21 protein-coding genes are annotated in these 23434 nt (G+C 72.6%); 14 read left to right on the forward strand and 7 right to left on the reverse strand.

Annotated features, from left to right (window positions below; genetic code table 11):
• Positions 1-257: 257 nt before the first annotated feature.
• The gene (locus CCL05_RS08045) at positions 258-794 is read right to left on the reverse strand and encodes a hypothetical protein (RefSeq protein WP_086559797.1); all 537 of its coding nucleotides are present in this window, start codon (positions 792-794) and stop codon (positions 258-260) included.
• A 327-nt stretch (positions 795-1121) separates the two neighbouring features.
• On the opposite strand from CCL05_RS08045, the gene fmt reads away from it, so the two are divergent.
• Both fmt and CCL05_RS08055 read left to right on the forward strand, forming a co-directional pair.
• Positions 1122-2054: a methionyl-tRNA formyltransferase gene (gene fmt, locus CCL05_RS08050; protein ID WP_086559798.1), complete on the forward strand. Its 933-nt coding sequence runs from the start codon at positions 1122-1124 to the stop codon at positions 2052-2054.
• Positions 2055-2123: 69 nt separating this feature from the next.
• Positions 2124-3551, forward strand: coding sequence for an RsmB/NOP family class I SAM-dependent RNA methyltransferase (locus tag CCL05_RS08055; RefSeq protein WP_086559799.1), 1428 nt, complete (start codon positions 2124-2126; stop codon positions 3549-3551).
• Here CCL05_RS08055 and CCL05_RS08060 read toward each other — a convergent pair.
• The gene (locus CCL05_RS08060; RefSeq protein ID WP_086559800.1) at positions 3532-5724 is read right to left on the reverse strand and encodes an MMPL family transporter; all 2193 of its coding nucleotides are present in this window, start codon (positions 5722-5724) and stop codon (positions 3532-3534) included. The genes CCL05_RS08055 and CCL05_RS08060 overlap by 20 nt on opposite strands.
• Before the next feature lie 14 nt (positions 5725-5738).
• Between CCL05_RS08060 and rpe the strand changes: the two genes are divergently transcribed.
• The 7 genes from rpe to CCL05_RS08095 all read left to right on the forward strand — a co-directional run bounded on the left by rpe (position 5739) and on the right by CCL05_RS08095 (position 12220).
• Positions 5739-6425: a ribulose-phosphate 3-epimerase gene (rpe, locus tag CCL05_RS08065; RefSeq protein ID WP_086559801.1), complete on the forward strand. Its 687-nt coding sequence runs from the start codon at positions 5739-5741 to the stop codon at positions 6423-6425.
• A 78-nt stretch (positions 6426-6503) separates the two neighbouring features.
• Positions 6504-7547, forward strand: a complete 1044-nt coding sequence (locus tag CCL05_RS08070) for a sugar-binding transcriptional regulator (RefSeq protein ID WP_086559802.1) — start codon at positions 6504-6506, stop codon at positions 7545-7547.
• Between the two features lie 24 nt (positions 7548-7571).
• The gene (locus tag CCL05_RS08075) at positions 7572-7925 is read left to right on the forward strand and encodes a barstar family protein (protein ID WP_086559815.1); all 354 of its coding nucleotides are present in this window, start codon (positions 7572-7574) and stop codon (positions 7923-7925) included.
• A gap of 109 nt (positions 7926-8034) precedes the next feature.
• Positions 8035-9477 carry a GuaB1 family IMP dehydrogenase-related protein gene (locus tag CCL05_RS08080; protein ID WP_167409532.1) on the forward strand — a complete coding sequence of 481 codons (1443 nt, stop codon included), beginning with the start codon at positions 8035-8037 and terminating at the stop codon, positions 9475-9477.
• Between the two features lie 78 nt (positions 9478-9555).
• Positions 9556-10122: a GNAT family N-acetyltransferase gene (locus CCL05_RS08085; RefSeq protein WP_086559804.1), complete on the forward strand. Its 567-nt coding sequence runs from the start codon at positions 9556-9558 to the stop codon at positions 10120-10122.
• A gap of 168 nt (positions 10123-10290) precedes the next feature.
• A complete protein-coding gene (locus CCL05_RS08090) occupies positions 10291-11757 on the forward strand; it encodes an amino acid permease (protein WP_086559805.1) in 1467 nt (488 codons plus the stop codon).
• Between the two features lie 10 nt (positions 11758-11767).
• Positions 11768-12220 carry an Lrp/AsnC family transcriptional regulator gene (locus tag CCL05_RS08095; RefSeq protein ID WP_010046396.1) on the forward strand — a complete coding sequence of 151 codons (453 nt, stop codon included), beginning with the start codon at positions 11768-11770 and terminating at the stop codon, positions 12218-12220.
• A 173-nt stretch (positions 12221-12393) separates the two neighbouring features.
• Here CCL05_RS08095 and CCL05_RS08100 read toward each other — a convergent pair whose 3' ends face one another.
• Positions 12394-12861 carry a hypothetical protein gene (locus CCL05_RS08100; protein ID WP_086559806.1) on the reverse strand — a complete coding sequence of 156 codons (468 nt, stop codon included), beginning with the start codon at positions 12859-12861 and terminating at the stop codon, positions 12394-12396.
• Positions 12862-13155: 294 nt separating this feature from the next.
• On the opposite strand from CCL05_RS08100, the gene CCL05_RS08105 reads away from it, so the two are divergent.
• Positions 13156-14352 carry an MFS transporter gene (locus CCL05_RS08105; protein WP_086559807.1) on the forward strand — a complete coding sequence of 399 codons (1197 nt, stop codon included), beginning with the start codon at positions 13156-13158 and terminating at the stop codon, positions 14350-14352.
• Here the strand turns inward: CCL05_RS08105 and CCL05_RS08110 are convergent.
• Positions 14321-14863, reverse strand: a complete 543-nt coding sequence (locus CCL05_RS08110; protein WP_086559808.1) for a Repetin — start codon at positions 14861-14863, stop codon at positions 14321-14323. The two genes, CCL05_RS08105 and CCL05_RS08110, sit on opposite strands and share 32 nt — an antisense overlap.
• A gap of 298 nt (positions 14864-15161) precedes the next feature.
• On the opposite strand from CCL05_RS08110, the gene CCL05_RS08115 reads away from it, so the two are divergent.
• Complete coding sequence (locus tag CCL05_RS08115) at positions 15162-15950, forward strand: carbon-nitrogen hydrolase family protein (RefSeq protein WP_086559809.1); 789 nt, start codon at positions 15162-15164, stop codon at positions 15948-15950.
• Positions 15951-15996: 46 nt separating this feature from the next.
• Positions 15997-17694, forward strand: coding sequence for a flavin monoamine oxidase family protein (locus CCL05_RS08120; RefSeq protein WP_086559810.1), 1698 nt, complete (start codon positions 15997-15999; stop codon positions 17692-17694).
• Here CCL05_RS08120 and CCL05_RS08125 read toward each other — a convergent pair.
• Entirely contained in the window at positions 17655-18404 is a 750-nt protein-coding gene (locus CCL05_RS08125) for a DUF5995 family protein (protein ID WP_086559811.1), read from the reverse strand. The two genes, CCL05_RS08120 and CCL05_RS08125, sit on opposite strands and share 40 nt — an antisense overlap.
• Before the next feature lie 175 nt (positions 18405-18579).
• Between CCL05_RS08125 and CCL05_RS08130 the strand changes: the two genes are divergently transcribed.
• Positions 18580-19713: a glycoside hydrolase family 6 protein gene (locus CCL05_RS08130; protein WP_086559812.1), complete on the forward strand. Its 1134-nt coding sequence runs from the start codon at positions 18580-18582 to the stop codon at positions 19711-19713.
• Here CCL05_RS08130 and CCL05_RS08135 read toward each other — a convergent pair.
• Together CCL05_RS08135 and CCL05_RS08140 are read right to left on the reverse strand one after the other, a co-directional pair.
• Positions 19692-21074: a uracil-xanthine permease family protein gene (locus CCL05_RS08135; RefSeq protein WP_086559813.1), complete on the reverse strand. Its 1383-nt coding sequence runs from the start codon at positions 21072-21074 to the stop codon at positions 19692-19694. The genes CCL05_RS08130 and CCL05_RS08135 overlap by 22 nt on opposite strands.
• Before the next feature lie 93 nt (positions 21075-21167).
• Positions 21168-22373 (reverse strand): MFS transporter, encoded by a 1206-nt coding sequence (locus CCL05_RS08140; RefSeq protein ID WP_086559814.1) that lies wholly within the window; start codon positions 22371-22373, stop codon positions 21168-21170.
• Positions 22374-22542: 169 nt separating this feature from the next.
• On the opposite strand from CCL05_RS08140, the gene CCL05_RS08145 reads away from it, so the two are divergent.
• Positions 22543-23434 (forward strand): ROK family transcriptional regulator (locus CCL05_RS08145; protein WP_143589833.1); only part of this gene is annotated, 892 nt, incomplete at its 3' end.

Consider the following 23434-nt stretch of genomic DNA (forward strand, 5'->3'; position numbering starts at 1 on the left):
CCGCCCGGGGAGCAGTGGGAGCGGGCGTTGGTCAGGGTGCCGCCGGGGAAGGGGGCCGCGCTGGCCGGTGCGCTGAAGGCGGCGCAGGCCGCGCGGATGGCCCGGGGGAGTGCGGAGTCCGTCTGGGTGCGGATCGATCCGGCTGACATCGGGTGAGCCGGTGGCTGCGGTCGTGCCTGCCGCTGTTCGTTGCCCGATATGCCGCTGCCCTCCCGGACGCATCGGGAGGGCAGCGGCGTACCGGGGCGGGGTGCGGCTCAGCCGTTGCGCGGGCCGGGGAAGGCCGTGGGCCTCGCCTCGTCGCGGAGGGCCGGGCTGCCCGCCGTCGGCTGGGTGGGCATGGAGCGGGCCGCCGGGACCGTCGGGAGACCGGTGTTCACACCGACCGTGCGGGAGCCCGAGGGCTCGGGTGTGCGCTCCGCCTCGGCCGCGGCAGGCTGGGGCGTGGCCCGGCGGGCGCCGTAACGGCGGTGGACCGCCTGTTTGGTGACTCCGAGCGCGGAGCCCACCGCGTCCCACGAGAAGCCGAGTGAGCGGTCGAAGTCCACGGCCGCCGTGACCAGGGTCTCGACGCTGTCCCGCAGCTCCTGGGCGAGACGTACCGTCGGGGCGGGGGCGCGTCCGTAGACGACGAAGCCCGTGGAGGGGCCGGAGCGGCGCGGGCGGTAGACGTTGCCCAACTGGGCGGTGAGTGTGCGCAGTGCGTCCACCTGCCGGCGGACCCGCTCGATGTCCCGCACCAGCAAGTGCAGGCTGGCCCGAGCCTGGGCGTCGTGGGTTGCGTGGTCGGCCATGAACAAGCCTCTCGAACCGGCGTTGAAAGGAATGGGCCGCGTTCGCGGCCCGATGTGGTCAACTCTGTCTTGACCAACGCGGATTCGCTCCGCGAGTCACGGTGTGGGGGCGTGGGGGCACATGCGTGCGCCCGTTTGCGCGGGGTGCGCGCCTCGGCCTTCGGCCTTCGGCTGGGGTCTCCCACCCGCGCACCGCCCGTAACTGTCCGTCGAGTGGCCCGGCTCTCCCGTGGGTGGCCGGGCGCCGTCGGCGGCTTTCCGTGTCCGGCTCATAGACTTGGGCGTTGCCCGTCCTTGATCCCCTGCCCGAGAGGCCCCCACCACCCCATGAAGCTCGTCTTCGCCGGTACACCCGAGGTCGCCGTTCCCGCTCTGGACGCTCTTCTCGCCTCCGAGCGGCACGAGGTGGCCGCTGTCGTCACGCGGCCCGACGCGCCGGCCGGGCGGGGGCGCAGGCTCGTCGCGTCGCCCGTCGCCGAGCGGGCGGAGGAGGCCGGGATCGAGGTGCTGAAGCCCGCGAAGCCGAAGGACCCCGAGTTCCTGGAGCGGCTGCGGGAGATCGGGCCGGACTGCTGTCCCGTCGTGGCCTACGGCGCGCTGCTGCCCCGGGTCGCCCTCGACGTCCCCGCGCACGGCTGGGTCAATCTGCACTTCTCCCTGCTGCCGGCCTGGCGCGGTGCCGCGCCCGTGCAGCACGCCATCATGGCCGGGGACGAGATCACCGGGGCTTCCACCTTCCTGATCGAGGAGGGGCTCGACTCCGGACCGGTGTACGGGACGGTCACCGAGGAGATCCGGCCCACCGACACCAGCGGGGATCTGCTGACGCGGCTGGCCTTCGCCGGCGCCGGGCTGCTCGCGGCGACCATGGACGGGATCGAGGCCGGCACCCTGAAGGCCGTACCGCAGCCGGCCGAGGGGATCAGCCTGGCCCCGAAGGTCAACGTCGAGGACGCCCACATCGACTGGAGCGCGCCCGCGCTGCGCGTCGACCGGATGGTGCGGGGCTGCACTCCCGCTCCCGGCGCCTGGACCACGTTCCGCGGTGAGCGGCTCAAGCTCATCCAGGTCACCCCCGTGCCCGACCGCAAGGATCTCGCCCCGGGGCAGATCTCCGCCGGGAAGAACAGCGTGTACGTCGGCACCGGCTCGTACGCCGTCGAGCTGGTCTGGGTGCAGGCCCAGGGCAAGAAGCCGATGCGGGCGGCGGACTGGGCACGCGGGGTGCGGATCGCCGAGGGCGAGCGGCTCGGGGGCTGACACGGCGACACGTCCGGGGCGGCGTAGGCTGGACGGCGCACTTCTTCTCACAACCGGAGCACCTTTTTCGTGAGCGACCAGCCCCGTCGGCCCCGTACGTCCGGCAAGCCCTACCGTCGGCCCAAGAAGGACCCCGTCCGCATCCTCGCCTTCGAGGCTCTGAGGGCCGTGGACGAGCGGGACGCCTACGCCAACCTCGTTCTGCCGCCCCTGCTGCGCAAGGCGCGGGAGAAGGAGGGACCCGAGACGTTCGACGCCCGTGACGCGGCGCTCGCCACCGAGCTGGTCTACGGCACGCTGCGGCGGCAGGGGACGTACGACGCCGTCCTCTCGGCCTGCGTGGACCGGCCGCTGGGGGAGGTCGACCCGCCGGTGCTGGACGTGCTGAGCCTCGGCGCGCACCAGCTGCTCGGGACGCGGATCCCGACGCACGCGGCCGTGTCCGCCACCGTCGAGCTCGCCCGCGTCGTGCTCGGCGACGGGCGCGCCAAGTTCGTCAACGCCGTGCTGCGGAAGGTCGCGCAGCACGATCTGGACGGCTGGCTGGAGCGGGTCGCGCCGCCCTACGACGACGATCCCGAGGACCATCTCGCCGTCGTCCACTCGCATCCGCGGTGGGTCGTGTCGGCGCTGTGGGACTCCCTCGGCGGCCCTCGCGCCGGCATCGAGGACCTGCTGCGCGCCGACAACGAGCGGCCGGAGGTGACCCTGGTGGCGCGGCCCGGGCGGGCCACGGCCGAGGAACTGCTCGAAGAGGACGCCGCCGTGCCGGGCCACTGGTCGCCGTACGCCGTGCGGCTGACCGAGGGCGGTGAGCCGGGCGCCGTCGCGGCCGTGCGGGACGGACGCGCGGGCGTGCAGGACGAGGGCAGCCAGCTCGTGGCGCTCGCCCTGGCCAATGCGCCGCTGGACGGACCCGACCGGCGGTGGCTGGACGGATGTGCGGGGCCCGGTGGCAAGGCCGCGCTGCTCGCCGCCCTCGCGGCCGAGCGGGGCGCGCTGCTCGTCGCCTCGGAGAAGCAGACCCACCGCGCCGGGCTCGTGGCCAGGGCGCTGGAGGGGAACCCCGGCCCGTACCAGGTGATCGCCGCCGACGGGACGCGTCCGGCGTGGCGGCCCGGGAGTTTCGACCGCGTTCTGGTCGACGTGCCGTGCACCGGACTCGGTGCCCTGCGGCGCCGCCCCGAGGCGCGCTGGCGGCGCCGGCCGGAGGACCTGGAGGGGTTCGCGCCGTTGCAACGCGGCCTGCTGCGCACCGCCCTGGAGTCGGTACGGGTCGGCGGCGTCGTCGGCTACGCGACCTGCTCGCCGCACCTCGCCGAGACCAGGGCCGTGGTCGCCGACGTCCTCAAGCAGTACCCGGACACCGAGCTCCTCGACGCCCGGCCGCTGCTGCCCGGCGTACCGGACCTCGGCGAAGGGCCCGACGTGCAGCTGTGGCCGCATCTGCACGGGACCGACGCGATGTACCTGGCGCTCATCCGCCGGACCGGCTGACCCCCGCTGCGACGCTCTCCCGGTCCGCCGCACCGCCGTCCTCCCCGGCCAGCCGGTGCGGCCACCACACCTTCGGGCCGACGTCCAGGAACAGCGACGTCACCAGGACCGAGCGCACGATGAACGTGTCGATGAGGACGCCGAGGGCGACCGCGAAGCCGATCTCGGCGAAGGCGACCATCGGCAGGGTGCCGAGGGCGGCGAAGGTGCCGGCCAGGACCAGGCCGGCGGAGGTGATGACCGCGCCGGTGGTGGCGAGCCCGGTGACCACGCCCGCTCTGGTGCCCTGGCGGGCCGCCTCCTCGCGGATGCGGGTGGTCAGGAAGATGTTGTAGTCGATGCCCAGGGCGACCAGGAACACGAAGACGAACAGCGGGAAGTCGGTCGCCTCGCCCGCGTAGTCGAAGACGTACCGGAACGCGAGCGCGCTGATGCCGAGGGCCGCCGCGAACGACAGGATCACCGTCCCGATCAGCAGCAGCGGGGCGATCAGGGCGCGCAGCAGGGCGCACAGGATCAGCAGGACGACCGCCAGCACCACCGGGATGATCAGCACGTTGTCGTGGGTGATCGCCTCGTCCATGTCCACCAGGCCCGCCGTACCGCCGCCCACCTTGGCATCGGCGTCCGGTACCGCATGGACGGCGTCCCGTACCCGCTCCACGGTCTGTTTCGCCGCGTCGCTGTCGGCCGGGGCGGTCATCGTGGCCTCGAAGAGGACCCTGCCCTGGAAGGACGGTTTCGTGCCCGGGGGCAGGCCCAGCGACTGCGGGACCACGCCCGGCGTGGCGGCCACCGCGCGGCCCACCTGCCGGGCCTGCGCCTGGTTGCTGACGATGACGAGCGGACTGCCGCTGCCCGCCGGGAAGTAGCGCGCCGACACCTCCTGGCCGGTGACCGAGTCCGGTTTCCCGGTGAACGCGTCCGCGTTGCCGATGCCCTCCGCGCGCAACTGGATCAGGCCCAGCGAACAGACCGCCAGGGCCAGTGCCGTGACCGCCCAGGTCATGCGCGGCCGGCGGGCGATACGGCGGCCCGTGCGCGCCCAGATGCCGCGCTCGGTCGGGTCGGGTGCGCCGTAGTGCGGGACCGCCGGCCAGAAGATCCACCGGCCGACGATCACCAGCAGCGCCGGGAACAGGGTCATCATCGCCAGCAGGGCGACGGCGACACCGATCGCGGCGACCGGGCCCAGGCCGCTGGTCGAGTTCATCTCGGCGACCAGCAGCACCAGCATGCTCAGCACGACCGTCGCGCCGGAGGCGAGCACCGCGGGGCCCGCGCGGTGCAGCGCCAGGGCCATCGCCTCGTGCCGGTCCTCGTGCCGGCGCAGCTCCTCCCGGTAGCGGGCGACCAGCAACAGGGCGTAGTCCGTCCCCGCCCCGAAGACGAGCACCGTCAGGATGCCGGCGCTCTGGCCGTTCACCGTCAGGCCCGCGTGCTCGGCCAGCAGATAGATCAGCGCCTGGGAGGTGAACAGCGCGCAGACCACCGACACCAGGGGCACCAGCAGCAGGGTCAGACTGCGGTAGGTGATGAGCAGCATGACGATGACGACGGTCATCGCCGCGAACAGCAGCGTCGAGTCGATGCCCTCGAAGGCCTCCGAGAAGTCCGCCGACGTGCCGCCCGGGCCCGTGATGTGCACGGCCAGCCCGCCGGCGCCCTCGCCGACGTCGTCCCGGACGGAGTCGACGGCGGGCGCGATCCGCTCCCAGCCCTTCTCGTCCATCGTGATCGGCACGAACACCTGCGCCGCCCGCGGACCGGTCTGCCGGTCGAAGACCGGCCCCCGGGTCTCCGCACCCCGGATGCCGTGGTCACGCAGCTCCTTCAGCTGCCGCACGTCCTGGGCGATCTCCGCCCGGTCCCGCGCCGTCAGCCCGCTGTCCCGGGCGTAGATCACGACCGCCGGGATCTGCTCCGGCCGGAAGTCCTCGGAGATCTGCAGCACCTGCGTCGACTCCGCGGACCCCGGCAGCCAGGACGCAGCGTCGTTGTCCTGCGCGTCGGTGAGCTTCATCGCGAGTGGTGCCGTCACGAACAGCACGGCCACCCACAACACCAGCACCAGCCACTTGGCCCGGCGCCCGCAGACGAGATGTGCGACGCCCTGTTTCACGGCAACCCCCTCTGCGACCCGGGACCGATGCCCACGACCCCCGGAGGGCATGGCAGTCTTAGGACATGGCCGCGCAGATCAACCCCAGCATCCTGTCCGCCGATTTCGCCCGCCTCGCGGACGAGGCGAAGGCCGTGGAGGGAGCCGACTGGCTCCACGTCGACGTCATGGACAACCATTTCGTCCCGAACCTCACCCTCGGCGTGCCGGTCGTAGAGTCGCTCGCCCGTGCGACGGACACCCCGCTGGACTGCCATCTGATGATCGAGGCCCCCGATCGGTGGGCGCCCCAGTACGTCGAGGCGGGGGCCGGTTCCGTCACCTTCCACGTCGAGGCGGCCGCCGCCCCGGTCCGGCTCGCCCGGGAGATCCGCGCCAAGGGCGCCCGCGCCTCCATGGCGCTGAAGCCCGCGACCCCCATCGAGCCGTACGAGGACCTGCTCCCCGAGCTCGACATGCTGCTGATCATGACGGTCGAACCGGGCTTCGGGGGACAGGCCTTCCTCGACATCATGCTTCCGAAGATCCGCCGCACTCGCGAGTTGATCAGCAAGCACGGTCTGGAGCTCTGGCTCCAGGTCGACGGCGGAGTCTCCGCTTCCACGATCGAGCGGTGCGCGGACGCCGGAGCCGACGTCTTCGTGGCCGGATCGGCGGTCTACGGGGCAAACGACCCGGCAGAGGCGGTACGTGCACTACGCACGCAGGCGGATGGGGCGACCGCCAAGGCCTCCTGGGCCTGCGACCACTGAGCCACAGCAAAGTGAACGGCTCTCATCAGGGCTGATCATCCGCGCCGGATCTGCAAGGATGAACGGCGAATCCAGAGTGTGAACAGCAGTGAGGAGATCGCCGTGTCGGGTATGTCGGCGGGCCGGTCAGCCATGCGGATGGGACCCGCTGAGCTGGTGCAGGCGGCGGCCATGGCCCGCCGCTTCTACCTCGAGGGCAAGTCCAAGATCCAGATCGCGGAGGAGTTCGGCGTCAGCCGCTTCAAGGTGGCCCGGGTCCTGGAGACCGCCCTCGAACGGGATCTCGTGCGTATCGAGATCCGTGTGCCTGCGGAGCTGGACGCCGAGCGCTCGGACGCGCTCCGCGCCCGCTACGGCCTCAGGCACGCCGTCGTGGTCGAGTCCCCGGCCGATGCCGAGGAGTCGCCCGACCCCGAGAACCTGGGAGAGGTGGCCGCCGACCTGCTCGGCGAACTGGTCAACGAAGGAGATGTGCTGGGCCTGGCCTGGGGCCGCTCCACCATCCACATGGCGGCGGCGCTCGACCGGCTGCCGCCGTGCACGGTGGTGCAGCTGACGGGCGTGTACGACGCCGGGACCGCCGAGCGCGGCTCCGTCGAGGCGGTACGCCGTGCCGCCCAGGTGTCCGGCGGTGACGCGCACCCCATCTACGCGCCGATGCTGCTGCCCGACGCGGCCACGGCCACGGCCCTGCGCAACCAGACGGGGATCGCCCGGGCCTTCGAGCACTTCGACAAGGTCACCGTCGCCTGCGTCTCCATCGGCTCCTGGGAGCCGGGCATCTCCACGGTGCACGACATGCTGAGCGACGAGGAGCGCGCCCACTACGCCTCCCTCGGTGTCGCCGCCGAGATGTCCGCGCACCTCTTCGACTCCGAGGGCCGCAGGGTCGGCCGGGACCTGGGCGAGCGGTGCATCACCGTCAAGGCCGACCAGCTCCGCCGTATCCCCGAGGTCGTCGCGATCGCCGGCGGACAGCGCAAGGGGCCCGCGATCGACGCGGTGCTGCGGTCCGGGCTCGTCACCAGCCTGGTGACGGACACCTCGGCCGCGGACTATCTGATGACGGCGGGCCCGGCACCGAAGCCCGCGCTCAACAGGGCCGACCCGGACGGAGTCTGACAGATGGCCAGCCAGTCGCACGAGGTGCCGGACGACCCGGCCGGCCGGATCGTGCTCGTGCTGGACCTCGACGGGGTCACGGACAAGGCGGGCCTCATGGACCGCTGCGCCCGTGACCTGTCCCTGCCCGAGTGGTTCGGCCGCAACTGGGACGCCCTCGCCGACTGCCTGGCCGATCCTGACCTGTGGCCCGAGGGGTCCCAGGAGCGGGGGCTGCTGGTCGTCGTCCGGGGCTGGCGGGCGTACGCCGAGAAGCGGCCCGAGGAGTGGCAGGTCGCGGAGGAGATCTTCGCCGAGGCGACGGACCGGGGCCCGGGCCTCTTTGTGACCCTCGGGCTTGGAGCATCCTCCGAACGGGGCCCTGACCAGCCTGGATGATCCGCTGGGGGGTGTTCGCAGGCCCGTCATGGGAGAATGAAGTACGTGCTCTTTTCCCCCTGGCCGGCCGGTCGGGGGGTCACCTCTGATCGACTGGGATGTGCAGCACGTGCGTTTCCTCAATGACATCCAGCCCGGGTACGACCTGACGTACGACGACGTCTTCATGGTGCCGAGCCGCTCCTCGGTGGGCTCGCGGCAGGCCGTCGACCTCAGCTCCCCGGACGGCACGGGCACCACCATCCCGCTCGTCGTCGCCAACATGACCGCCATCGCCGGGCGCCGCATGGCCGAGACCGTGGCCCGCCGCGGCGGCCTCGTCGTCATACCGCAGGACATCCCGATCGACGTGGTCACCGACGTCGTCTCCTGGGTGAAGAGCCGCCATCTGGTCCTGGACACCCCGATCATGCTGGTGCCCCACCAGACGGTCGCGGACGCGCTGGCGCTGCTGCCCAAGCGGGCGCACAACGCCGGAGTCGTCGTCGACGAGAACCACCGTCCCGTCGGTGTGGTCACCGACTCCGACCTGTCCGGCGTGGACCGCTTCACGCAGCTGGGCGAGGTCATGTCCCGGGACCTGCTGCTCATCGACGCGGACATGGACCCGGGCGAGGCCTTCGACACCCTCGACCACGCCAACCGCCGCTACGCCCCCGCGGTCCACAAGGACGGCACGCTCGCCGGCATCCTCACCCGCAAGGGCGCCCTGCGCGCCACGCTCTACACGCCGGCCACGGACGCGCGGGGGCGGCTGCGGATCGCCGCCGCCGTCGGCATCAACGGCGACGTCGCGGGCAAGGCCAAGCAGCTGCTGGACGCGGGCGTCGACACGCTCGTCATCGACACCGCGCACGGCCACCAGGAGTCGATGATCAGCGCCCTGAAGCTGGTGCGCGGCCTCGACCCGCAGGTGCCGGTCGTCGCGGGCAACGTGGTGGCCGCCGCGGGCGTGCGCGACCTCATAGAGGCGGGCGCGGACATCGTCAAGGTCGGTGTCGGACCCGGCGCCATGTGCACCACGCGCATGATGACCGGCGTCGGCCGGCCGCAGTTCTCCGCCGTCCTGGAGTGCGCCGCCGAGGCGAGGAAGCACGGCAAGCACGTGTGGGCCGACGGCGGGATCCGCCACCCGCGCGACGTGGCCATGGCCCTCGCCGCCGGCGCGTCCAACGTGATGGTCGGCTCCTGGTTCGCGGGCACCTACGAGTCCCCGGGCGACCTCCAGCACGACGCCCAGGGGCGCGCCTACAAGGAGTCCTTCGGCATGGCCTCCGCGCGGGCCGTGCGCAACCGCACGTCGGAGGAGTCGGCGTACGACCGGGCCCGCAAGGCGCTGTTCGAGGAGGGCATCTCCACGTCCAGGATGTTCCTCGACCCGGCCCGCCCCGGCGTCGAGGACCTGATCGACTCGATCATCGCGGGCGTCCGCTCCTCCTGCACGTACGCCGGGGCCGGATCCCTGGAGGAGTTCGCCGAGAAGGCCATCGTCGGCATCCAGAGCGCCGCCGGCTACGCCGAGGGCAAGCCGCTGCACGCCAGCTGGAGCTGACGGCCTCACACACTCGTCCCAGGCCCCCGGTGAAAAATCGGGGGCCTCGTGCGTGCGGGGGCCCTACCGTCGTACGGCATGGAGATCACCGTCTGCCGGGCCGTCGACGTGCCGCTGCTCGACCGGTACATCGGCTCCCCGGGCGCCACCTCGTTCCACGCGCGCCGCTTCGAGCGTCAGGAGCAGGGCACGAGCACGTACCTCGTCGCCTGGCTCGACGGACGGCCCGTGGGGCACACGGAGCTGCGCTGGGGCGGCTGCGACGACGCGGCCGTACGGGCGGCACGGCCCGGATGCCCGGAGATCAACGCGCTGGCGGTATGGCCCCCGGCGCTGCGCTCGCGCGGCATCGGCAGCGCCCTGGTACGGGCCGCCGAGGAACGCGCCCGGAAGCGCGGCCGCGCGGCCATCGGCCTCGGCGTCGCCGACGACAACCCGCGCGCCGCCGCCCTCTACGCCCGGCTCGGCTATGTGCCCCTCGTGCCCTACCAGGGCCGCTGGTCCTACGAGGGCCACGACGGCGTCACGCGCGAGTGTGTCGAGGAGCTCACGTTCCTCGTGAAAGAGCTGGTCCGGGCAAGGGCTGCGCAACGGACCAACGCTGACGTGCAACGAACCTCCGGCCAGTCCAGAGGAACGCAATGATCTTGCGGGCACGCGCAAGGTTGCTGCATTACACGGGCAACGCCGCTGCTCGTAGGCTGTCGCCTCGTACGTGGCGTGGCGGGGACCCCGCTCGGTGGGTCCCGGCTGTCGGGCGGGGCGCTGCCGGTCCCCGCCGCCCAAGACCGGCAGTGACGAAGGAGTCAGCGCGTGCTCGACCAAGGCGCACCCCCGCACAGCAGTAGTCAGACCGCCCCGCCGTCCCCGGGCGTCGGCGCGCGCCTCATGCGTCGCAAGCCGGTGGAGAACCTGGTCGCGGAGGGTGGCCAGGGCGAGGGAGGCTCGCTGCGGCGCTCCCTCGGCCTGTGGCAGCTCACCATGATCAGCATCGGTGCCACCCTCGGCACCGGCATCTTCGTCGTACTCGGCGAGGCCGTCCCCAAGGCGGGCCCGGCCGTCACGATCTCCTTCGTCATCGCCGGTCTGACCGCCCTGTTCTCGGCCCTGTCCTACGCCGAGCTGGCGGGCACCATCCCGGTCTCCGGCTCCTCGTACTCGTATGCGTACGCAACGATGGGCGAGCTGATCGCCTGGATATGCGGCTGGTGCCTGGTCCTGGAGTACGGCGTGTCCGTCGCCGCCGTCGCCGTCGGCTGGGGCGAGTACCTCAACGAACTGCTCGACGGGACCATCGGCGTCACCCTCCCGGCCGCCCTGTCCGCGCCGCCCGGTGACGGCGGCGTGTTCAACCTGCCCGCGCTGATCGTCGTCCTGCTCGCGATGGCGTTCCTGCTGGGCGGCGCCCGCGAGTCCGCCCGCGCCAACACCGTCATGGTCATCGTGAAGATCGCCGCGCTGGTGCTGTTCTGCGCCATCGGCGTCCAGGGCTTCCGCTCCGGCAACTACGAGAACTTCATGCCGCTGGGCATGGCGGGCGTCAGCGCCGCCGGGGCGACGCTGTTCTTCTCCTACATCGGCTTCGACGCCGCCTCCACCGCCGGTGAGGAGGCCAAGAACGCCCAGCGCGACCTGCCGCGCGCGATCATGCTGTCGCTGGTCATCGTCACGGCGCTGTACGTCCTCGTCGCCGCCGTCGCGGTCGGCGCCAAGCCCTGGAAGGGCTTCACCGACTCGGAGGCCGCCCTCGCCCAGATCATGCGCGAGGTCACCGGGCAGACCTTCTGGGGCACGCTGCTGGCCTTCTGCGCCGTCATCGCCATCGCGAGCGTGGTGCTGACCGTGCTCTACGGCCAGACCCGCATCCTGTTCGCCATGTCCCGCGACGGCCTCGTGCCGAAGGTGTTCGCCAAGGTCCACCCCAAGAGCGGCACGCCCCGCGCCAACACCCTGATCGTCTCCCTGTTCTGCGGTGTGCTGGCCGCCGCGATCCCGCTCGGGCAGCTCGCCGACGCCACCAGCATCGGCACCCTGTTCGCCTTCGCGCTGGTCAACGTGGCCGTCGTGGTCCTGCGCCGGACCCGGCCGGACATGCCCCGCACCTTCCGGGTGCCGCTCTCCCCGGTCCTGCCCGCGCTGGGCTTCGCCCTCTGCCTCTGGATGATGGGCAGCCTGTCGGCCGTGACCTGGGTCGTCTTCGGTGTCTGGATGGCCGCCGGGCTCGTGTTCTACTTCGTGTACGGCTATCGCCGTTCCCGACTCGCACCATCCGAAAAGTGACCGACCCACTGTGCTGAACGATCTCGACGAACGCATCGTGCACGCCCTCGCCGAGGACGCCCGCCGCTCCTACGCCGACATCGGCCACATCGTCGGCCTGTCCGCGCCCGCCGTGAAACGGCGCGTGGACAGGCTGCGGGCCACCGGAGCCATCACCGGCTTCACCGTACGGGTGGACCCGGGCGCCCTCGGCTGGCAGACCGAGGGGTTCGTCGAGATCTACTGCCGGGGCAACACCTCCCCGGAGACCATCCAGCGGGGCCTGGAGCGCTACCAGGAGGTCGTGGCCGCGTCCACCGTCACCGGGGACGCGGACGCGATCGCCCAGGTCTTCGCCTCCGACATGCGGCACTTCGAACGGGTCCTGGAGCGGATCGCCGGGGAGCCGTTCGTCGAGCGGACCAAGTCCGTACTCGTGCTGTCGCCACTGCTGCGGCGCTTCTCGTCGGGGTCGCCGACCTAGGGGGTGTCCGCAAAGTCCCGTCGTCCGCCCGGAGGGCGGGCCCTGCGGCGTCCGGTGCGTGCTCTCGGTGTGCCGGGCGGACGCCCGCGTACTGGTTGTACGCGGGTGTTCGCCCGGTGCGGCGAGAGGGCGTGCCGGGCGTCGCGGGGCAGGCGGGACTTTGCGGACACCCCCTAGGGCCTGCCGTCGGCGGTGGCACGCACCGCCGTCAGCAGGTGCCGGACGCCGAGCGCGTGTCCGCCCGTGGTCATGAGGAGACGTCCGTAGAGGGCGCCGGCCGGGCCGGGGAACCTCGCGCGGGTCTCGGCACGCAGCCGGGTGCGTCCCGGGCCGGCCTCGTCCAGGTGGAAGAGCAGGGCGTACGTCGAGAAGTGGTGGCGCCCGATCAGGGCCAGCTCGGCCCCCGGAGCCGCGGAAGCCACCCGGAAACCGGGCATCGTCGAGCCCTCCCTCAGGGGACGGGGCCCGGAGGCCGTGCGGTCGGCGCAACCGACCAGGCGTGCGTACGCGACCGCTCGGCCACTCCCGAAGGAGCGGTCCAGAACCGTGCCGAGCGCGCCCCACACGACCTCGGCGTCCGCCGCGACGACCGTCGTGTGCTCGTCGACGTACGGCAGGCAGAGCAGTGCGGCGGCGTCCATGGAGACCCCCTTCGCCGGCCGGTCGGGTTCGGCTCGCCCGGCCAGTCTCGCGCGCCCGGCCGTGGCGGGGCCTCCTCCGGCGGGCGGACATCCATCGCCGCACCGCGGAGACGGGCGGCACCCGCCCTCCTCCCGGCGGAGGACGCCCTCTTGGGAATCTCGCTGTGCTCCGGGCCCCGGTCCGCCTAGCATCGGTGGCATGACCTGGCGACATTGATCCACCAGCCGCGCCTCCCGAGGACCGCCGCGCACGCCGTATCTCCGGCGTCCGATCGGTCCTTACGGGAAGGCCTCATGACACTCTCACCCGCACGCGTGCCCACCACCGGCGTCCGGCGGCTGACACGCACGCTGTACGGCTACGCGTTCCTCGACGACTTCGTCCTGCTCTACCCGGTGTACGCACTGCTGTTCGCCGACACCGGCCTGTCGCTCTGGCAGATCTCCTCCCTCTTCGCCCTGTGGTCGATCACCGGGGTGGTGCTGGAAGTGCCCTCCGGTGCCTGGGCCGACGCCGTGTCGCGCCGCAGGCTGCTCTGGATCGGCCCGCTGCTCACCGCCGCCGGCTTCGCGCTGTGGGTGGCGGTCCCGTCGTACGGGGCGTTCGCGGTCGGCTTCCTCCTGTGGGGCGCCGGCGGAGCGCTCGGCTCCGGAGCGCTGGAGGCCCTCGTCTACGACGAACTGGACCACCTCGGCGCCGTCGGCCGGTACGCGCGGGTCATGGGCCGGGCCCGGGCCGCGCGGCTGGCGGGCACCGTGGCCTCCCTCGGCCTCGCGGGGCCCGTCTTCGCCGAGGGCGGCTACGCGGCCGTCGGCGCCGCCAGTGTCCTGGCCTGTGTGCTGACCGCCCTCACCGCGACCCGGTTCCCCGAGCACCGGGCGCGCCCGGAGACCGCCGACGACAGCTGGGCGACGACCCTGCGGACCGGACTCGCCGAGGTCCGCGGGGACCGCGCGGTGCGCGGCGCCCTGCTGCTGGTCCCGGCCGTGGCCGCGGTGTGGGGTGCACTCGACGAGTACACCCCGCTGCTCGTCCGTGACATCGGCGTCGCGGAGGCGACGGTGCCTTACCTGATCATGCTGATCTGGGCGGGCGCCACCGTCGGCAGCCTCCTGGCCGGACCCGCCGAACGCCTCGGCGCGGCCGGGCTCGCGGCTCTGCTCGCCGGCGCCGCCCTCGCCCTGGCCGTGGGCGCCGCGTCCCGCTCTCTGGCCGGTATCGCCCTCGTGAGCCTCGCCTTCGCCGGGTTCCAGCTGGCCGAGGTGCTGGCCGACGTCCGCCTCCAGCACCGCATCGACGACTCCCGCCGGGCCACCCTCACCTCCGTGGCGAGCCTGGGCACCGAGCTGGCCACGGTCGCCACGTTCGGCGTGTACGCGCAGCTCGGCGCCCACCTGGCGCACGGCACCGTCTTCACGGTGCTCGCGGTGCCCTACCTGGTGACGGCCCTGGCGCTGGTCAGAGCTCGGGCTGCCAGGGCACGACCGTGAAGTCGCCCGTCCCCTTCTTGACCTTCTCGAAGGGGGCGGAGCTGACGCACTTGGGCGGCTCGTTCCCGGCGCCGGGGCGGCCCGTAGAAACCCAGCTGTAGCCAAGCCGGTCGTGGCGGCCGAGGTCGTGAACGGTGACGCCGACCCGCTTGCCCTCGGCGCCCGGGAGGTCGGATTCGGTGACGACGCCTGAGACGACGGCCACCTTGCCGCCGGTCACCAAGCAGTCGACCTTCGCCTTCGCCCAGGCGCCCTTGCCGTTCAGGTAGTGGCTGAACTCGAAGGTGCCCGTGGCCTTCATCGGGTCGGCCGTGTCCTTCGCGGCCAGGTGCGCGTCGAAGGAGAAGGTGATGTCGTCTCCGGCCGAGCGGTACAGCTTGGCCTTGCCGGTGAGCGCGGCGGCCTCACGCCCGCTTTGGTGGTGGGCGGACGCTCCGGCGGAGCCGGCCGCGGCGGCGACGGTGAGCAACAGCGCGGAGCCGAGTAAGGCGGTCCTCGTACGGCGGTTCATGGCGGTCCTTTCCGCAGGTGACGCACGTCGACTGGACACTCACCACTGTCCCGGCGCGGCGCCCGCGCCACATCGCACCCGGGTCGGGACCCGGCCTCCGCCGCCCGGCGGAGAAAGGCCGTTCGGGCATGCGCCCGGGGAAGGACCGTCAGGGTCCGCAACGAATCGCCGCCGACCCCCCGGCGGACGCAATGATCCGCTCACGGACGCGCAACGGCTGCTCCTTGTCCGGCCGGAGCCGCCGACCGTACCGTCTAACAGGCCCCCCGAAACCCCCGCGTACCGGTGAGGAACACGCATGCGCACCGCCCTGCTCCAGAGCTCCGGCCGACCCGGCTCCACCGCCGAGAACCTCAAGGTCCTCGACGAGGCCGCGGGCCGGGCCGCCGCCGCGGGCGCCGGGCTGCTGGTCGCGCCGGAGATGTTCCTGACCGGGTACGCGATCGGCGACGACATCGGCCGGCTCGCCGAGCCCGCCGACGGCACGTGCGCGGACACCGTCGCCGAGACCGCGACCAGGCACGGACTGGCGATCGCCTACGGCTACCCCGAGCGGGCCGGCGACGCCGTGTTCAACTCCGCCCAGCTGATCTCCGCCGACGGCACCCGGCTCGCCAACTACCGCAAGACCCACCTCTTCGGCTGCTTCGAGCGGGACCACTTCACGCCCGGGGATCAAACCGTCGTCCAGGCGGAGCTCGGCGGTCTGCGCGTGGGGATCCTGATCTGCTACGACGTCGAGTTCCCGGAGAACGTCCGCGCCCACGCCCTCGCCGGCACGGACCTGCTGGTCGTCCCGACCGCGCAGATGCACCCGTTCCAGTTCGTCGCCGAGTCGATGATCCCGGTGCGTGCCTTCGAGAACCAGATGTACGTCGCGTACGTCAACCGGGCCGGCCGGGAGGGCGAGTTCGAGTTCGTGGGGCTGTCCACGCTGGCCGGGCCCGACGGGGTCGCCCGGACCCGGGCCGGGCGCGCCGAGGAACTCGTCCTCGCCGACGTCGACCCCGTCTTCCTCGCCGCGTCGCGCGAGGCCAACCCGTATCTGCGGGACCGGCGCCCCGGCCTGTACGGGCCGCTCGTCTGACACCCCCCTTCAACGCCTGTTCGTATCTGCAAGGAGTCCGTACCCCATGACGTCCACCGTGCCCAACGCCGTCGAGCACGCAGACGCGCAGCAGCCGCCGATCACCATGTTCGGCCCGGACTTCCCGTACGCCTACGACGACTTCCTCGCCCACCCGGCGGGTCTCGGGCAGATACCCGCGACCGGGCACGGCACGGAGGTCGCGGTCATCGGCGGCGGCCTGTCCGGCATCGTCGCCGCGTACGAGCTGATGAAGATGGGCCTGAAGCCGGTCGTGTACGAGGCCGACCGGATCGGCGGACGGCTGCGGACGGTGGGCTTCGACGGCTGCGACGACTCCCTCACCGCCGAGATGGGCGCGATGCGCTTCCCGCCGTCCTCCACCGCCCTCCAGCACTACATCGACCTGGTCGGCCTCGAGACGCGGCCCTTCCCCAACCCCCTGGCGGAGGCGACCCCGTCGACCGTCGTCGACCTCAAGGGCGAGTCGCACTACGCCGAGACGATCGCCGACCTGCCCCAGGTCTACCGGGACGTCGCCGAGGCCTGGAACCGGTGCCTGGAGGAGGGCGCCGACTTCTCCGACATGAACCGGGCGCTGCGCGAGCGGGACGTCCCGCGCATCCGGGAGATCTGGTCCCGCCTCGTCGAGAAGCTCGACAACCAGACCTTCTACGGCTTCCTCTGCGACTCCGAGGCGTTCAGGTCGTTCCGGCACCGCGAGATCTTCGGCCAGGTCGGCTTCGGCACGGGCGGCTGGGACACCGACTTCCCCAACTCCATCCTGGAGATCCTGCGCGTCGTCTACACCGAGGCCGACGACCACCACCGCGGCATCGTCGGCGGCTCCCAGCAACTGCCGCTGCGCCTCTGGGAGCGCGAGCCGGAGAAGATCGTCCACTGGCCCTACGGGACCTCCCTCGCGAGCCTCCACGACCACCGTGCGCCCCGCCCGGCCGTCACCCGCCTGCACCGCACCGCCGGCAACCGCATCACGGTGACCGACGCGCACGGCGACATCCGCACCTACCCGGCGGTGATCTTCACCGCCCAGTCCTGGATGCTGCTGTCGAAGATCGACTGCCACGACTCGCTCTTCCCGATCGACCACTGGACGGCCATCGAGCGCACGCACTACATGGAGTCCTCCAAGCTGTTCGTCCCGGTCGACCGGCCGTTCTGGCTGGACAAGGACGAGGAGACGGGCCGGGACGTCATGTCGATGACGCTCACCGACCGGATGACGCGCGGGACCTACCTCCTCGACAACGGCCCGGACCAGCCCGCCGTCATCTGTCTCTCCTACACCTGGTGCGACGACAGCCTGAAGTGGCTGCCGCTGTCCGCGAACGAGCGGATGGAGGTCATGCTGAAGTCGCTCGGCGAGATCTATCCCAAGGTCGACATCCGCAAGCACATCATCGGCAACCCGGTGACCGTCTCCTGGGAGAACGAGCCGTACTTCATGGGCGCGTTCAAGGCCAACCTGCCCGGCCACTACCGCTACCAGCGGCGCCTGTTCACGCACTTCATGCAGGACCGGCTGCCCGCGGACAAGCGCGGCTTCTTCCTCGCCGGCGACGACATCTCCTGGACGGCCGGCTGGGCCGAGGGCGCCGTCCAGACCGCCCTCAACGCGGTCTGGGGCGTCATGCACCACTTCGGCGGCACGACCGACCCCGCCAACCCGGGTCCCGGCGACGTCTACGACGAGATCGCGCCGGTCGAACTGCCGGAGGACTGAGACAGGCAGGAGGGCTGCGGCAGGGGCGTGAGCAGCATGCGCCCCGCGAAGCCCACCGCCGTGTCCAGGCGTTCGGTGAACTCCTCGGCGACGTCGGGGAGTCCGCGCAGCGCCCACAGCGCCCGGGCCGCCGTCCAGGTGGCGTCGCGGGCGCGCTCCAGGCTCCAGGAGCCGAGCAGATGCGTCAGCGGGTCGGCGATCTGGAGGAGGTCGGGGCCCGGCATCAGATCTTCGCGGATGCGCTCCTCCAGCGACACGAGGAGATCGCCCACCGCGTCGAACTCGTCCTCCAGCTCGGCGGGTGCGCAGTCGAGCGTACGGCAGGTGTCCACGACGGCCAGCGCGAGATCGTGCCCGATGTGCGCGTTGATGCCCGCGAGCGCGAACTGCAACGGCCGTACCCCGGGATGGCGCCGGAACTGGAACAGGGGCCGCCAGCAGGCCGGCGGGCGCCGCTCGCCGGCCACCGCCTCGACGGCCTCCAGGTACCGCTGCGCGAACCGTACATCCAGCGTGATCGCGGCGTGCGGGTCCGCGAACCGCCCGCTGTCGACGTACCGGTCCACCGCTTCCGTCACGGCGAGGTAGACGCGGTTGAAGACCGCCACCCCGTCCCGGGGGTGCAGGGTCGCGTCGAGGGCGCGCATACGGCAGATGACTCCGTCGACCGGCGTGTCCACGGCTGGGGGGACTTGTTCGCATCGCGGCATGCGGGCAGAGTCCCAGCTCTAGGCCGGCGGGAGTACCGGCAGGCCCGGCGCTTCCCCGAAACGGGGGAACGCCGCCCGCCGCAGGGGGAGGGGGACCGGCACCGTGTCAGGCTTACGCGCCCAGCGCCTGGCCGCCCGCAGGGCCGAGCGCAGGCGTGCCGTACGGCGTGGCGCGATGGTCGTGGCGGCCTGTGTCGTGGTCGCGGCCGGCTCGGTCGCCGGGGTGCTGTCCGCGTTCGACGACCCGCGCGGCCCGGACCGGGCCGAGCGCCCCGTGGTGTCCGCCTCGCCCCGTCTGGCGCCCCTGCCGGCCCGGCCGTCGGCGTCCCCGTCGGTGACCGAGCCGGCTTCCCCGACGCCCGTCACCTCCGCACCCGAGACGCCGAGCCACACGCCGTCGCCGTCGAGAACCCGCGAGAAGCGGGAGCGGACCGCCCCCGTGAGCGCCCGGCTCTACCGCCACCCCGACTCCCAGGTGCTCGACTGGGTCCGGGCCCACGCCGGCGATCCCCGCCAGGCGGTCATCGCCTCCCGCATCGCCGACCAGCCGGCCGCCGTCTGGTTCGCCGACTACGCCCCGGACACGCTCACCGCCCGGGTCGCCGCGGTGACGTCAGGCGGTGCCGCGCTGGGCCGGGTGCCCGTCCTCGTGCCGTACGCGATCCCCGGCCGGGACTGCGGCGGTCACTCCCAGGGCGGGGCGCCCGACCTGGACGCCTACGACGCGTGGATCGACCGGTTCGCCGACGGGCTGGGCTCCGGCGAGGTCATCGTCGTCCTGGAGCCGGACTCGGTCGCCCAGGCCGCGTGCCTGTCACCCGGTGAGCGCGCGGACCGCTTCGCCTCGCTGGCCCGGGCCGGACGCGTCCTGAAGGCCGCAAACCCCCGGGCACGGGTGTACTTCGACGCGGGGCACTCGGGCTGGAACGCGCCCGGCAAGCAGGCGGCGTGGCTGCGGCAGGCCGGTGCCGCCTCGCCGGAGTCTTCCGACGGGATCTTTAGCAACGTCTCCAACTTCCACACCACGGCAGACGAGGTCGCCTACGACCGGCGGGTCCTCGACGCGCTCGGCGGGTCGGCGGGCCTGGGCGCCGTCATCGACACCAGCCGCAACGGCAACGGCGCCCCGCCCGACGGCACGTGGTGCGACCCGGCGGGCCGCAAGCTCGGCCGGACCCCCACCCTCGGCACCGGCGAGGACCGGATCGACGCCTATCTGTGGGTCAAGCTGCCGGGGGAGTCGGACGGCTGCAAGGGCAGGCCAGGGACGTTCACGGCGTCCTACGCCTACGAGTTGGCCTCGTCGTAGGAGCTGGTGCCCTCGTCCAGCAGCGGCGCTTGCGTCTTCAGGTGGGGCGGGGCGAAGGCCCGCAGCGCGTGGTAGCCGGTGATGACGACGAGCGTGCCGAGCGCGATGCCGCTCAGCGAGAACGTGTCCGTGATCTTCATGGAGACGTTGCCGACGCCGATGATGATGCCGGCCGCCGCCGGGACCAGGTTCAGCGGATTGCGCAGGTCCACCCCGGCGTTGAGCCAGATCTGGGCACCGAGCAGGCCGATCATGCCGTACAGGATGACGGTGATGCCGCCGAGCACCCCGCCCGGGATCGCCGCCACGACCGCGCCGAACTTCGGGCAGACGCCGAAGAGCAGGGCGAAGCCGGCGGCGGCCCAGTAGGCGGCCGTCGAATAGACGCGGGTCGCGGCCATCACGCCGATGTTCTCGGAGTACGTCGTGTTGGGCGGGCCGCCGACCGCGGTGGACAGCATCGAGCCGACGCCGTCGGCCGCGATCGCCGTGCCGAGCTTGTCGTCCAGCGGGTCGCCGGTCATCTCGCCGACCGCCTTGACGTGCCCGGCGTTCTCCGCGACCAGCGCGATGACGACCGGCAGGGCGACCAGGATCGCCGACCACTCGAACGACGGGGCGTGCAGGCTCGGCAGCCCGATCCAGTCGGCCTCGGCCACGCCGGAGAGGTCGAGCCGCCAGTGATCGGTCAGCCTGCCGCTCGCGTCCACCGAGTGGATCCTGCCGAAGACCAGGTCGAAGACCCAGGAGATGCCGTACCCGAAGACCAGCCCGAGGAAGATCGCGATCCGGGACCAGAAGCCGCGCAGACCGACCACGGCGAGACCGGTGAACAGCATCACCAGCAGCGCCGTCCACTGGTCCTGCGGCCAGTACGTCGAGGCCGTCACCGGTGCCAGGTTGAAGCCGATCAGCATCACCACCGCGCCGGTCACGACCGGCGGCATCGCGGCGTGGATGATCCGCGCCCCGAACCGCCGCACGGCGAGCCCCACCAGGAACAGCGCGGCGCCCACGACGAAGACCGCGCCGGTGACGGTGGCGCTGCTGCCGCCCTGCGCCCGGATCACCGCCGCCACGCCGACGAAGGACAGCGAGCAGCCCAGATAACTGGGCACGCGCCCGCGGGTGGCGAGCAGGAACACGACGGTCGCGACGCCCGACATCATGATCGCGAGGTTGGGGTCCAGGCCCATCAGGACCGGGGCCACGAAGGACGCTCCGAACATCGCCACCACGTGCTGGGCACCGAGCCCGGCGGTGCGGGGCCAGGAGAGCCGCTCGTCGGGGCGGACCACGGCGCCGGGCGCCGGGGTGCGTCCGTCGCCGCCGTGCAGTTTCCAGCGGACGCCGAGATCCATGGTGCGGTTTCGCTTTCGTCGTGCGTGCGAGTGTCCGGACCATTGTCGGGGTGCGTCAGCGGTGGTGATGACCCAGGGCGGTCGGATGCCCGTTCAGGGGCGCGGGTCGGGGACCGCCGCGTCCGGCCGGCTGATAGTTGCCCGGTCGCCGCGGCGCAGCACGCGCGCGAACGCCACGATCCCGCAGGACAGCAGCGTCACCAGAGCGAACGACACCATCAGGCTGGTCGCCTGCGCCAGCATGCCGATCGCGCTCGGCGCGATCAGACCCGAGGTGTACGTGATGGTCGCGACGCCCGCGATGGCCAGGCTCGGGTTGGACCCGCTGCGGCCCGCCGCCGCGAAGCACAGCGGTACGACGACGGCGATGCCCAGCCCCATCAGCGCGAACCCGCTCATCGCCACCGCCGGGTGCTCCGCCACCACGATCAGCAGCCCGCCGAGGACGGCGAACACCCCGCTCGCCCGCACGGTCCGCACGGCACCGAAGCGGTCCACGACCTTGTCACCGGCGATCCGGGCGATGGCCATGGTGAGCGTGAAGCCCGTCGTGCACGCCGCCGCGAGACCGGCCGAGGTCTCCAGCTGCTCGCGCAGATAGACCGCCGACCAGTCCAAGCTCGCACCCTCGGCGAACACCGCGCAGAAGCCGATCGCGCCGATGAGCAGCGCCGAGCGGGGCGGCAGCGCGAAGCGCGGCGGCGGCTCCTCGTCCTCGGCGGGCTGGAGGTCGAGCACCCACTGGCAGGACAGCACGCCGACGACGGTGAGGACCCCGGCGGCCAGGACGTGGTGCAGCCGGGCGTCCGAACCGAGGTGGGCGGCCAGCGTGCCGGCCGCCGAGCCGACCAGGGCGCCCGCGCTCCACATGCCGTGCAGTCCGGACATGATCGACCGGCCGAGGCGGTTCTCGACCTCGACGCCGAGCGCGTTCATCGCCACGTCCGCCATGCCGGCCGTGGCGCCGTAGGTGAACAGGGCCAGGCAGAGCGTGAGCAGGTTCGGGGCGAGGGACGGCAGGACCAGCGCCAGCGTCCACAGGGCGATCAGTCCGCGCAGGGCGTTGCGGGCACCGAAGCGGTGGCTGACGCTGCCGGCGAGCGGCATCGCGACGGACGCGCCGAGCGCGGGGAAGGCGAGCGCGATCCCCAACTGGCCGGCGCTGACGCCCGCGTGGTCCTGGATCCACGGCACGCGGGTGGCGAACGAGCCGGTCACGGCGCCGTGCACGGCGAAGACGGCGGCCACGGCGTACCGCGACCGCTTCACCTCGCGCTCGTCATAGACCACGTTGCTCATTCTCCGGCCCCCGTCCTCTCCTGGTCTTCCCCGCGTCGGCGCCCGCGGGCACGCGCTGTCGAGCGCCGGCGCGCGTAAACTATCAGGAACCCTGCCTGATAGATAAGGGGACGACCAGTCGGCCAAAACACCCGGCCGTGCGGCCCCCATGTTCTGGAAGGATCCCGGCATGCCCGCATCCCCGAGCACCGCCCGGGCCATCAACGACCGGCTCGCCCTGCGTCTGCTCCAGCAGGAGGGCCCGCTGACGGCAGGGCAGTTGAAGCAACTGACCGGTCTGTCCCGGCCGACCGTCGCCGACCTCGTCGAACGCCTCACCGCCGCCGGGCTGATCGCGGTGGTCGGCGAGGCGGGGGAACAGCGGCGCGGGCCCAACGCCAAGCTGTACGGCATCGTCGCGGACCGGGCGCACCTCGCCGCGCTGGACATACGCACCGAGGGCGTCTCCGTGACCGTCGCGGACCTGGTGGGACGGGTGCTGGCCGAGGAGTCGGTGCCCATCGGCGGCGACATGGGGACGGGTCCGGCCGTGGAGCAGGCGGTCGCGCTGGTCGAGCGCGTGGTGAAGGAGGCCGGCGCCGACCGGCTGCACACCGTCGGGATCGGGGCGCCCGGCCTCATCGACCCGGCCAGCGGCGAACTGCGCGACTCCTCCGGGTTGCCCAAGTGGCACCGCCGGCTCGTCGCCGCCCTCCAGGAGCGGCTGCCCGAGGCCCGGGTGAGCGTGGAGAACGAGACCAACCTCGCGGCGCTGGCGGAGCAGCGTGACGGGGCGGCCCGGGACCGCGACACCTTCGTCCTGCTGTGGCTCGGCCACGGGACGGGCGCGGCGGTGGTCCTCGACGGCGCGCTGCGACGCGGTGCCTCCGGCGGCACCGGCGAGATCGGCTTCCTCCCGGTCCCGGGCACGGCCGCGCTGCCGTCCTCGACGGACTGCGTGGGTGGCTTCCACTCCCTGGCCGCGGCGGGCGCGGTCGTGGACCTGGCGGCGAGGTGCGGGGTTTTGGCGGAGCCGGGGCAGGAGCGCTCGGTGGTGGGAGTGGTGCGGGCGGCGGTGGGGC

Origin of the sequence: Streptomyces africanus, from assembly GCF_002150735.1 — a bacterium.
GTDB classification, from domain to species: Bacteria; Actinomycetota; Actinomycetes; order Streptomycetales; family Streptomycetaceae; genus Streptomyces; species Streptomyces africanus.

Excerpts from the sequence above, each read along its gene's own strand:
- CCL05_RS08045 (WP_086559797.1), bottom strand. The coding sequence starts at position 794 with ATGGCCGACCACGCAACCCACGACGCCCAGGCTCGGGCCAGCCTGCAC.
- fmt (WP_086559798.1), top strand. The coding sequence starts at position 1,122 with ATGAAGCTCGTCTTCGCCGGTACACCCGAGGTCGCCGTTCCCGCTCTG.
- CCL05_RS08060 (WP_086559800.1), bottom strand. The coding sequence starts at position 5,724 with ATGCCCTCCGGGGGTCGTGGGCATCGGTCCCGGGTCGCAGAGGGGGTT.
- rpe (WP_086559801.1), top strand. The coding sequence starts at position 5,739 with ATGGCCGCGCAGATCAACCCCAGCATCCTGTCCGCCGATTTCGCCCGC.
- CCL05_RS08085 (WP_086559804.1), top strand. The coding sequence starts at position 9,556 with ATGGAGATCACCGTCTGCCGGGCCGTCGACGTGCCGCTGCTCGACCGG.
- CCL05_RS08100 (WP_086559806.1), bottom strand. The coding sequence starts at position 12,861 with ATGGACGCCGCCGCACTGCTCTGCCTGCCGTACGTCGACGAGCACACG.
- CCL05_RS08105 (WP_086559807.1), top strand. The coding sequence starts at position 13,156 with ATGACACTCTCACCCGCACGCGTGCCCACCACCGGCGTCCGGCGGCTG.
- CCL05_RS08110 (WP_086559808.1), bottom strand. The coding sequence starts at position 14,863 with ATGAACCGCCGTACGAGGACCGCCTTACTCGGCTCCGCGCTGTTGCTC.
- CCL05_RS08115 (WP_086559809.1), top strand. The coding sequence starts at position 15,162 with ATGCGCACCGCCCTGCTCCAGAGCTCCGGCCGACCCGGCTCCACCGCC.
- CCL05_RS08120 (WP_086559810.1), top strand. The coding sequence starts at position 15,997 with ATGACGTCCACCGTGCCCAACGCCGTCGAGCACGCAGACGCGCAGCAG.
- CCL05_RS08125 (WP_086559811.1), bottom strand. The coding sequence starts at position 18,404 with ATGCCGCGATGCGAACAAGTCCCCCCAGCCGTGGACACGCCGGTCGAC.
- CCL05_RS08130 (WP_086559812.1), top strand. The coding sequence starts at position 18,580 with ATGGTCGTGGCGGCCTGTGTCGTGGTCGCGGCCGGCTCGGTCGCCGGG.
- CCL05_RS08135 (WP_086559813.1), bottom strand. The coding sequence starts at position 21,074 with ATGGATCTCGGCGTCCGCTGGAAACTGCACGGCGGCGACGGACGCACC.
- CCL05_RS08140 (WP_086559814.1), bottom strand. The coding sequence starts at position 22,373 with ATGAGCAACGTGGTCTATGACGAGCGCGAGGTGAAGCGGTCGCGGTAC.